This window comes from Escherichia sp. MOD1-EC5189, assembly GCF_002966045.1.
GTDB classification, from domain to species: Bacteria; Pseudomonadota; Gammaproteobacteria; order Enterobacterales; family Enterobacteriaceae; genus Escherichia; species Escherichia coli_F.
The window spans coordinates 1-8,288 of sequence record NZ_PTRX01000056.1 but is presented as its reverse complement, the minus strand read 5'-3'; the positions used below and the strand labels follow the sequence as shown (position 1 = coordinate 8,288).

Here is an 8,288-nt window from a genome sequence, read left to right as displayed (position 1 = left end):
GCCAGTTTCATTATCGCTATCGTGATGCTGATTGCCGCCAGTGTTCTCCTTGTGTGGATGTTCAGCGCCTTCCATTTCCTCCGGATCATCTTCCTGAACTTCAGGCTGATTCTCTCCATCGAATATTTCCAGGCATGTTGCGTCACCCATCACCGCACCACAATCAGGGCAGTTGCCGCCACCGCTCTGACCGCAGGCGGTGCAGACTTTTTCCACTTCCTGTTGCGCCACTGGTTCGGATTGTTTCGTTTCTGGCTCGTTTTGTAACGCATTTGGGCTGTTTTGTTCCGCTTTTTGGTCGTTCCGTTCCGATTCATGCTGGTTCTGGTTCACAGAATCGCGAGTCTGGATCCCTTTGACCCATTTCGGATCATTCGGGTCGCTAATCCCCTCAACAAATTCACCACGCGATACAGCAAGTAACTTATCGGCGTCAGGCTGGCTGATATTGGCTGCCTGCATAATTTTGTTTACTTCGTCAGCGGTGACTTTTACTTGGTTAGCGGAACTCACCTGCGACTGAGCATCCAGCGACTGCGCGTTCTGGCCATGTTCAGTTGTATCCGGTTCCATTGTTTCAGTTGTTGCCTGTTCACCTGCCATTGCGTCAGATGGTTGTGGTTTTTCTTCTTCTGTTTCACGCTCAGTAACCACCTCGCGGTTAATTTCTTCCAGGATATCTTTTTCCGGCGTATGCCGGGCAGCTGTGAGAGTTTCCTTGCTGGGGTTCTCGTGATCAGTTTCCGTCAAATAGGCGTTGATATACCCCTGAAGGCGTCCCGGGTAGTGATAAAATTCAGGGTGTGCGCTTCGGATAAGTGCAAAGATAGCGGCGCGGGAATAGTCCAGAATACCCGGGGTTGCACGAAGTGCTGCGGACCATTCTTTGAACGGATTTTCTTTGTTCAGAACTACTTCTTTTGCGCGACGATAAACGCTGCCCGGAATTTCATAAATATTAAAATCCATCGGAAGTGTGGCTGCTGCAATCTCCACATCCAGTGTGTCGAGGGTGTGTACTAAATTCGGATTGCGATCGGTTTTGTTCCCACCGCCAGCATTAGCACCGGAAGCCGTGCGGGTGATGCGTGAAACACGATTTCCTTTCATCCACTCTTTTGTCAGCAGACCCCGATCAGTGTAGTCAGCGTCCAGGTATGCTTCGAAAAAAGCAGTTATTAGTCCCAGGTCTGAATTACCAGGATTAGGGAAAACTTTGTCAGTGTCACGAACCAGTTTGTGGAGGTCGCGAATCTCCAGCGAGTCGAGCAGACTGGTTTTATGCGAAATAGCCAGGGCAGTAACAGCCGGTAGTTCTTCAGCCCGTGCAATGTGTAATGCCTGGAGTTCGTCGCGTGAAACGTGCGTTACTGGTTTTTCGCTGCCGTGTTGAGCAAGCCAACGAATGGGCAGTTCCTGACCGGAGACAGGCAGAAGCATGCTCTCCTCAATCTCAGTCATGTCTTCGCCGTTGATGTTGGTATTGTCAGTGCTGGCTGGTTTGTCCTGAACAGAGGGGGAAGGGCCGATAAATGTCATTGTGATGCCATCTTTCCCGCCTTTTTCATAGCGGTTGCAGAATTCAGTATCAAACACGCCTTCTGGCGGAAGGTCGTCAACAACGGGCAAATTGACGCGGACGGGTTTTTTAAAGTCGTCTTCATCATAATCGTTGTCATCCATTGCGGTAATGCAGCGGGAGATTGCAACAGATAATTTTTTTGCTGTAGTCCAGTAAAAACCACCTTTAATTCCTAGGCGTTTTCTTACTTTGTCATTTTTTGCTTCGCAATATAGTGCAAATTCTTCTTTATCAGTGCTCATTATTGGTAAACCTCATCACAGATTTAAGGGTGAACAAATCTCTGCCATTGCTGACATATAAGAATGAAACTGGATATTTATTACGGTGCTGTTTTAAAATCCTGCCGGGATTTCGTTATTATCCTGGTGAATAACTTTATCGACCGGATAACAGTTGCCTGGAATTTTCTGTTCGGTTGCTGCTGCCATACATTCCTGCATTGTTCTGTGAACACTGACTGCAATATCAACTGGCTCTCCGGAAACAAGAAAAACCGTCAGAATAAGTGCAAATACTGGATTCATTGTGCTCATCCTTTTGGCATCAGACGTAAACGGGCCAGCATTGAAACAATGCATACTTTATTTAATAACTCCCGTTCGTGTTTTCTTTTGTTAATGGCATCTTCAGTAAATACAGGATTACTGATAGTGACACCAATTTCAAAACAACCTTCAGACGTATTAACGTTTGGTAATAACGTTTTCATTATCGCGCCCTCAACAATGAGTTTTGTGATGCGGTGCCTGGTGCCTCCAGGTGACGTTAACCAGTTAACAATTAACGCCGGATACAGAGAATCCACCCATAACACTGTTTTTGGTTTTAACTGTTCCGCGTGCGCTTAGCCGCATTCACCGCATCACAAAATTCACTTTAAAAAGGGCGGCAGAGCAGTCACGGAGTAAAACTGATACCGCCAAACGTCACCAGAAAATTGATAACAGAGGGCGTTGCAGCGGGGTTGTCACTTAAGCGTATGGTCAACCTGACAACCCGGTGTCCTCAACGGGGAAGGAATAACCCCGCCATACTTACCGCCGCGCCATTTCGCGGAGTGCCACAACCGGAAGAGCACGGTCGACGAAAATTTAACGACAGGCTATCTATGAACCAGCTACCTCGCCGTGCGCTTTCGCGTTATGGTCTGACTTTTCATGGAAATATCCTTTCAGTAAACTGTCAGTGCCGGATGCTCACCCGTGTCCGGCGCACGCACTCCACCTCACCCGTGGAGAACTCCTTAATTACCAACCTTAGCTTCGTTGGTTAGCTATTAACGCGGGTATGTAATCATTCTGGCAATGCTTAATGCCGCTGCTTTTTCCAGCCTGGTGATATCCTGCTCCAGAGCGGACAGATTTTCAGCCTGCTTAGCCCTGGCTTCATTGGCCCATTTCAGATCCTGCGCTGCATTAATTTTCTGGCGCATCCACTCATAAAGTTCATCATCGGTATAGTCTGGCGCGATGATGACGGGTTCTCGTTTCTGCATACTGATTCCTCGCGGTGCTGCTTCGCTTATCAGCCGTTAGATTTTGCCGAGCTGGAAAGCGCCTGTTTAAACTCACTGAAGCTGAGAGCTTCTTCGCCTTCGGCAAGGCCTTCGAAGTATTCTTCGTAAGCCTTTTCCATGATTGTGTCGAAATCCATATCACTCACCTGAGTTTCTTTCCAGCCAGCGACGGGCACCATTTTCGGTTTTAAACGTTTTGCTTTTGGTATACGTCATCGCGGTGAATGTGCCGTCCTGGTTGGGAAACACGCCGTACACCAGAGATTCGTTGTTGCCAAGATCGATAGTATCCATGTTGACCTCATTTCCCCTTAACGCCGGGGTAGCGGAACAAAAACCTGCTGCATAGTTATTAAAGTTGAACCCTGCCGTCATGTTCTTACGCCTCGGGCTGGCTACTTAACCCCTGACCACTGCCTGGTAACTCGAAGTATTGCCCTGCATTCTGTGGGGTGGGGTGAGGGAATGAATGAAGTTTAGAAAAATGAACTTTTCAGGTCAATGTTTTTTTATCAAAACATTTTAAGCAGGCAGCTGTTAAGCCATCACCACGATGGCATACAGTTAATCAAATAGATGAGGTTGGTTAAATATCTTGTTGAATTTTAAAGCATACGCCCAATATGCAAGATAGATCATCCAGCATAATTGAAGGGTAGCGAGGATTTGTGGGGACTAAAAGAATATCCGGCCCTTCTATCTCCAGTTTACGAATGACAGGTGTTGTGGTCCCTTTGGGTAAGGCAAGGACAATATTTCCTGGTTGTACGGTTCGATCGGGATCAACAAAAACTGTTGAACCATTTGGGATGGAAACTCCCCCACCAGATGTTGACATACTGTCACTCTCTAGAACAACTGCAAAGGTATTGGCCGGGATTTCTCCGACAAGCTGCACACAAGAGGTTATTGAGGAATTTTTCATATAATCACTCCAGCTTGCTGCCTGCTGAAGTGATAGTAGCGGAACCGTTTTTATCGGCGGTAAAGATAGATCAAGCGAATCACCTGTATTTAACACTCCTCCATTAAGAAGCCAATTTTCGTTTACTTTCAATATCTTTGCCAGTGAACTTATGTAACGCGAGGACGGCGCTCCTCCACCGTTCATCCATTGACTTACGGAGCCTTTTGATGCGCCAGTGGCATTGACAAGGTCTTTGCCTTTCAGGTTTAGCGCATGCATACGTTGGGTTATGCGTTCAGATATTGTTTGCTTGCTCATGTTTTGATTTTAAAACACAGATGGTTTTGTTTCTTGACTTTCTTTGGTTTTGATTATTAAACTTTTGGCGTTCAGTTTTATGGAGCGACTCATGAAAAAATCAGAAGTATTAGGCTATTTTGGCGGAGTTGTTAAAACAGCCGCAGCTCTAGGAACGTCAAAAACCACAGTCAGCATGTGGGGGGAAGAGGTTCCGTGGAAATGGGCGTTGCTAATTCAGGCAGTCACTGCCGGGGCGCTCAAATATGAGTTACACATACCGACGGTTGTCATTCCCGGTTCTGATCATAATCCGCCTTCTAACCAAGGGGGGATTCATGAAAATCAAGCATGAACACATCCGCATGGCGATGAATGCCTGGGCGCGTCCTGATGGCGAAAAAGTTCCAGCAGCTGGAATAACCCAGGCTTATTTTGAGTTGGGTATGACGTTTCCTGAACTGTATGACGACAGCCATCCGGAAGCCTTGGCTCGCAATACCCAGAAAATTTTCCGCTGGGTAGAGAAAGACACCCCTGATGCAGTTGAAAAAATTCAGGCGTTGTTACCAGCGATCGAAAAGGCAATGCCACCTTTGCTGGTGGCCAGAATGCGCAGCCACAGTTCAGCTTATTTTCGGGAGCTGGTGGAGACGCGGGAGCGATTGGTGAGAGACGCTGATGATTTTGTCGCAGTGGCAATCGCCGGTTTCAATCAGATGAACCGTGGTGGCCCGGCAGGAAATGCTGTGGCAGTACATTGACTGACAATAGCCATATCGAATCGCTTCCGGCAACTCGTGAGTAAAAAGATTCGGTATCAGAAGAGGTGAGTATGGCTAACGCTTGGCTCAGATTATGGCATGACATGCCAAATGACCCTAAGTGGCGAACAATTGCCAGGGTGTCAGGGCAGCCAATTGCAACAGTGATGGCAGTGTATATCCACCTCCTGGTGAGCGCGTCACGAAATGTCACGCGAGGTCACATTGATGTCACGACAGAAGATTTGGCAAGTGCGCTCGACGTGACAGAAGAGGTAATTGATTCAATTTTGCAGACGATGCAGGGGCGGGTACTTGATGGTGATTTAATCACTGGATGGGAAAAACGCCAGGTGCTTAAAGAGGACAACGGCAATATTTCGCAAACCGCAAAATCTCCTGCAGAGCGCAAGAGGGCGCAGCGAGAGAGGGAAAGAAAGCGGGAACAAAATGGCGATTGTCACGGCGCGTCACGAAATGTCACGCACATGTCACGACGAGTCACGACAGATAAAGATACAGATAAAGATACAGATCAAGAAGATCAAAACACTATGGTCCATGGCGTAAAAAACGCCACGAACCAGGCAGGGGATGTTCAGACCGTCAATCTTGGTCAGCCAGCAGGCACGACACCGGAAGCCGATTCAGCGTATGCGCTGAAAGCCGATTCGGGCGCTGTGCAGCAGGTGATGACCGCAAGGCCGGAGCAATCACACCAACTGCAGCAGCCTGAAGCCGATTCCGCCATTCAGCGGGAAGCCGATCGGGTAGTCCCGGAAAACACCGGGCAGCCTGTGGGACGAGTAGATTATCCGGATGTGTTCGAACAGGTCTGGCGGGAATACCCGTTGCGTGCTGGGGCAAACCCGAAGAAATCCGCTTTCAGTGCCTGGAAGGCCAGATTACGCGAGGGGGTGCCACCAGAGGCCATGCTGGATGGTGTGAGGCGTTACGCAAGATACCTGGCGGCTACCGGGAAAACGGGAACGGAATTTGTTCAGCGAGCGACGACGTTTTTTGGACCGGACCGGAATTTTGAGAACCCCTGGTTGCTCCCGGTAAGCGGCACGAACAACCAGCGTTGTGTGAATCATATTTCTGAACCGGATAACGAAATTCCGCCGGGCTTCAGGGGGTAAGTGTTAATTTCTGGTCATGAGGTAATTTTCAGGAGGGCTTGTGGCAAAAGTTTTTACACAAGAAGAGCGGGAAAAAATTAAAGGACAGGTTCTTGAACTCGTACGCCAGAGTGGGCGCGAGACGTTACGACAACTGGAAGCTAAAACTGGGGCAACAAGATATCTGATGAGCGTTCTGGCCAGAGAGCTGGTTGCCAGTGGCGATGTATACAATTCTGGCTACGGGTTATTCCCGTCTGAACAGGCTCGTAAAGACTGGCAAAATGCCCGCAAAAAATTATCGAGGGCAAAGCTGAAGAAACCGGTTGTGGTTGATCCGGACCTTATCTGGTCGTTACCTGACGGAGAAATACGTCGCTACGACAGTCGCCTAAACATAATCTGTCGCGAGTGCCGGAAGAGCGAAGTTATGCAGCGCATATTGTCGTTTTATCAGGGGGATGTTCGGTATTTATTGAAGTGACGAGATTAAAGTGCATTAGTTCAGATGCAAATTGACATTTTGTGGCACAGGGTAGAGCTAGCGTGGTTGTCCACTTTGTGCCAACAGCGGACATTATAGATGGTATATGTAGAAAGTGAACATGCGTAGATTGTATGATTTAGCCGTCACTTAATTATTGGATAACTCACACAAGTATGACCGTTGCTTATCGCATACATTTGGTTTCCCTTAAGATTTACAAATGGAAATGTCGTATACTCATAATTTATAGAGGTCATATTAAATGTAAGGAATTTATCTTCAAGTTCTAATTTTGTAGAGTGGGCAGGGTATGTTCCTTCATTTTTCATTGTGATAATAAAACCGATAGGAAAAAAATGTAAAGCACAAATAAATGCCACATGTCCTTCGTTCATAAATGCTACACTTTGAGCGGATATGTGCATTCTGTGTGGGTAAAACCAGTAGTAAATATCATGAGTTTCCTCAAAACTTGAATTTTTACCCAAAACATAATCCTTTAAAGGTGTATAGAAGGGGCTATCTACGGGTTCTTTTTTACAATCTTCAACTGAAGTTGCTGATAGCACGTGCCCAATCATAGCCTTAGTGAAAGATATGCTATCAAAAGGTATTCTAATGAATGGATATACATTCATACCATTCATATATCGACTTAACTGTTCTTTAAAGGACTTTGTTACATTTTCAATTGCAACATCGAGCCCACCTAATACCTTATTGTTACAGTGGCTGCAAATGGTTCTGAAATAAGAGCCATTTTTAGCATTTAATGGTTTAACTGGTTCCTGAATACCAAAAAATTCGCTAACTGTTTTCTGCAAAACAGGGCCTAAGGTTATGGCGCACTTTGGAGGAACATGATCTTTTGTGAGCAAGCCATATTTCCCACAAATATTGCAATAACCTTCAGTAATGCCATTGTGCTTCCATCGTTCACTAATTTTCGTCATTTTTATTCCCTCAGTAGCATAAGCTATCTATACGTTTTTTAATCCTATCAAAGATACAACTTAACGTCAGGAAAATGATAGTGTTTATCTAAGTAATACAATTAACTTCAACGCGTGACAGTCTGCTTTTCGCTCAAAGCGGACTAGAAGGTTAGCTTGCGTCGGACTTGGCGTATTTAAAGAAGTGCTGGTGGTGACTGGTTGTTGTGTTCCATTTCTACAGAACAAAATCACAGAAACTATACCCAATAGTTGTATCTCATCAATGATGAGACAGCCTCATATTTATCAGGACTGGTGTACGTCCAATACAGGAGGTTGTCGTGCTGGTTCTCAAATGTGCGCTGGCTATTGCAGCTGTAATGGCAATTTATTGTCTTGCTGTTGTTCTTATGGATCGCCTTTCTGATTGATTTTATATTGGCGAGGTAACGGGAGTTAAGTAGAATGGCTGCGGGTGCTTGAGGCTATCTGTCTCAGGCATGAACACCAAAGGCAGATAGAGAAAAGCCCCAGTTAACATTACGCGTCCTGCAAGACGCTTAACATTAATCTGAGGCTCAATCTATGAACGGCAAATCTAGGTTAGCCTCTTACGTGCCGAAAGGCAAGGAGAAGCAGGCTATGAAGCAGCAAAAGGCGATGTTAATCGCCCTGA

Annotated in this window: 12 protein-coding genes; 4 read left to right on the top strand and 8 right to left on the bottom strand. The window is 46.4% G+C overall.

All coding sequences use genetic code 11. From position 1 onward, the window contains the following. The 7 genes from ATB02_RS24910 to ATB02_RS26295 all read right to left on the bottom strand — a co-directional run. Positions 1-1,824 (bottom strand): RecE family exodeoxyribonuclease (locus ATB02_RS24910; RefSeq protein WP_123059865.1); only part of this gene is annotated, 1,824 nt, incomplete at its 3' end. Positions 1,825-1,917: 93 nt separating this feature from the next. After that, entirely contained in the window at positions 1,918-2,109 is a 192-nt protein-coding gene (locus tag ATB02_RS24905; protein WP_001070255.1) for a DUF1482 family protein, read from the bottom strand. A 5-nt stretch (positions 2,110-2,114) separates the two neighbouring features. Next, on the bottom strand, positions 2,115-2,294 hold the full coding sequence (gene dicB / locus ATB02_RS24900) for a cell division inhibition protein DicB (RefSeq protein WP_097754128.1): 180 nt from the start codon (positions 2,292-2,294) through the stop codon (positions 2,115-2,117). Between the two features lie 567 nt (positions 2,295-2,861). Further along, the gene (ydfC, locus tag ATB02_RS24890; protein ID WP_001171946.1) at positions 2,862-3,080 is read right to left on the bottom strand and encodes a protein YdfC; all 219 of its coding nucleotides are present in this window, start codon (positions 3,078-3,080) and stop codon (positions 2,862-2,864) included. A gap of 29 nt (positions 3,081-3,109) precedes the next feature. Next, positions 3,110-3,238: a protein YdfB gene (ydfB, locus tag ATB02_RS26970; RefSeq protein ID WP_000344964.1), complete on the bottom strand. Its 129-nt coding sequence runs from the start codon at positions 3,236-3,238 to the stop codon at positions 3,110-3,112. Between the two features lies 1 nt (position 3,239). Continuing rightward, positions 3,240-3,395 (bottom strand): DUF1391 family protein, encoded by a 156-nt coding sequence (locus tag ATB02_RS24880; protein ID WP_000379575.1) that lies wholly within the window; start codon positions 3,393-3,395, stop codon positions 3,240-3,242. 292 nt (positions 3,396-3,687) lie between these two features. Further along, on the bottom strand, positions 3,688-4,026 hold the full coding sequence (locus ATB02_RS26295) for a LexA family protein (protein WP_001397087.1): 339 nt from the start codon (positions 4,024-4,026) through the stop codon (positions 3,688-3,690). Between the two features lie 391 nt (positions 4,027-4,417). On the opposite strand from ATB02_RS26295, the gene ATB02_RS24870 reads away from it, so the two are divergent. The 4 genes from ATB02_RS24870 to ATB02_RS24855 all read left to right on the top strand — a co-directional run bounded on the left by ATB02_RS24870 (position 4,418) and on the right by ATB02_RS24855 (position 6,674). Beyond that, positions 4,418-4,660: a Cro/CI family transcriptional regulator gene (locus ATB02_RS24870; protein ID WP_000747951.1), complete on the top strand. Its 243-nt coding sequence runs from the start codon at positions 4,418-4,420 to the stop codon at positions 4,658-4,660. Further along, positions 4,644-5,069 (top strand): toxin YdaT family protein, encoded by a 426-nt coding sequence (locus tag ATB02_RS24865; protein ID WP_000693883.1) that lies wholly within the window; start codon positions 4,644-4,646, stop codon positions 5,067-5,069. Before ATB02_RS24870 ends, ATB02_RS24865 begins: the two co-directional genes overlap by 17 nt. 71 nt (positions 5,070-5,140) lie before the next feature. Continuing rightward, the gene (locus ATB02_RS24860; protein WP_001262355.1) at positions 5,141-6,211 is read left to right on the top strand and encodes a hypothetical protein; all 1,071 of its coding nucleotides are present in this window, start codon (positions 5,141-5,143) and stop codon (positions 6,209-6,211) included. 40 nt (positions 6,212-6,251) lie between these two features. Beyond that, a complete protein-coding gene (locus ATB02_RS24855) occupies positions 6,252-6,674 on the top strand; it encodes a DUF977 family protein (protein WP_001151151.1) in 423 nt (140 codons plus the stop codon). A 146-nt stretch (positions 6,675-6,820) separates the two neighbouring features. Here the strand turns inward: ATB02_RS24855 and ATB02_RS24850 are convergent, their stop codons facing one another. After that, positions 6,821-7,630 carry a hypothetical protein gene (locus tag ATB02_RS24850; RefSeq protein ID WP_000161640.1) on the bottom strand — a complete coding sequence of 270 codons (810 nt, stop codon included), beginning with the start codon at positions 7,628-7,630 and terminating at the stop codon, positions 6,821-6,823. Between the last annotated feature and the right edge of the window lie 658 nt (positions 7,631-8,288).

Bases quoted from the DNA above. Each gene is read 5' to 3' on its own strand.
- ATB02_RS26295 (WP_001397087.1), bottom strand. From the start codon at position 4,026: ATGAAAAATTCCTCAATAACCTCTTGTGTGCAGCTTGTCGGAGAAATC.
- ydfC (WP_001171946.1), bottom strand. From the start codon at position 3,080: ATGCAGAAACGAGAACCCGTCATCATCGCGCCAGACTATACCGATGAT.
- ATB02_RS24860 (WP_001262355.1), top strand. From the start codon at position 5,141: ATGGCTAACGCTTGGCTCAGATTATGGCATGACATGCCAAATGACCCT.
- ATB02_RS24870 (WP_000747951.1), top strand. From the start codon at position 4,418: ATGAAAAAATCAGAAGTATTAGGCTATTTTGGCGGAGTTGTTAAAACA.
- ATB02_RS24865 (WP_000693883.1), top strand. From the start codon at position 4,644: ATGAAAATCAAGCATGAACACATCCGCATGGCGATGAATGCCTGGGCG.
- dicB (WP_097754128.1), bottom strand. From the start codon at position 2,294: ATGAAAACGTTATTACCAAACGTTAATACGTCTGAAGGTTGTTTTGAA.
- ATB02_RS24905 (WP_001070255.1), bottom strand. From the start codon at position 2,109: ATGAATCCAGTATTTGCACTTATTCTGACGGTTTTTCTTGTTTCCGGA.
- ydfB (WP_000344964.1), bottom strand. From the start codon at position 3,238: ATGGATTTCGACACAATCATGGAAAAGGCTTACGAAGAATACTTCGAA.
- ATB02_RS24850 (WP_000161640.1), bottom strand. From the start codon at position 7,630: ATGACGAAAATTAGTGAACGATGGAAGCACAATGGCATTACTGAAGGT.
- ATB02_RS24880 (WP_000379575.1), bottom strand. From the start codon at position 3,395: ATGGATACTATCGATCTTGGCAACAACGAATCTCTGGTGTACGGCGTG.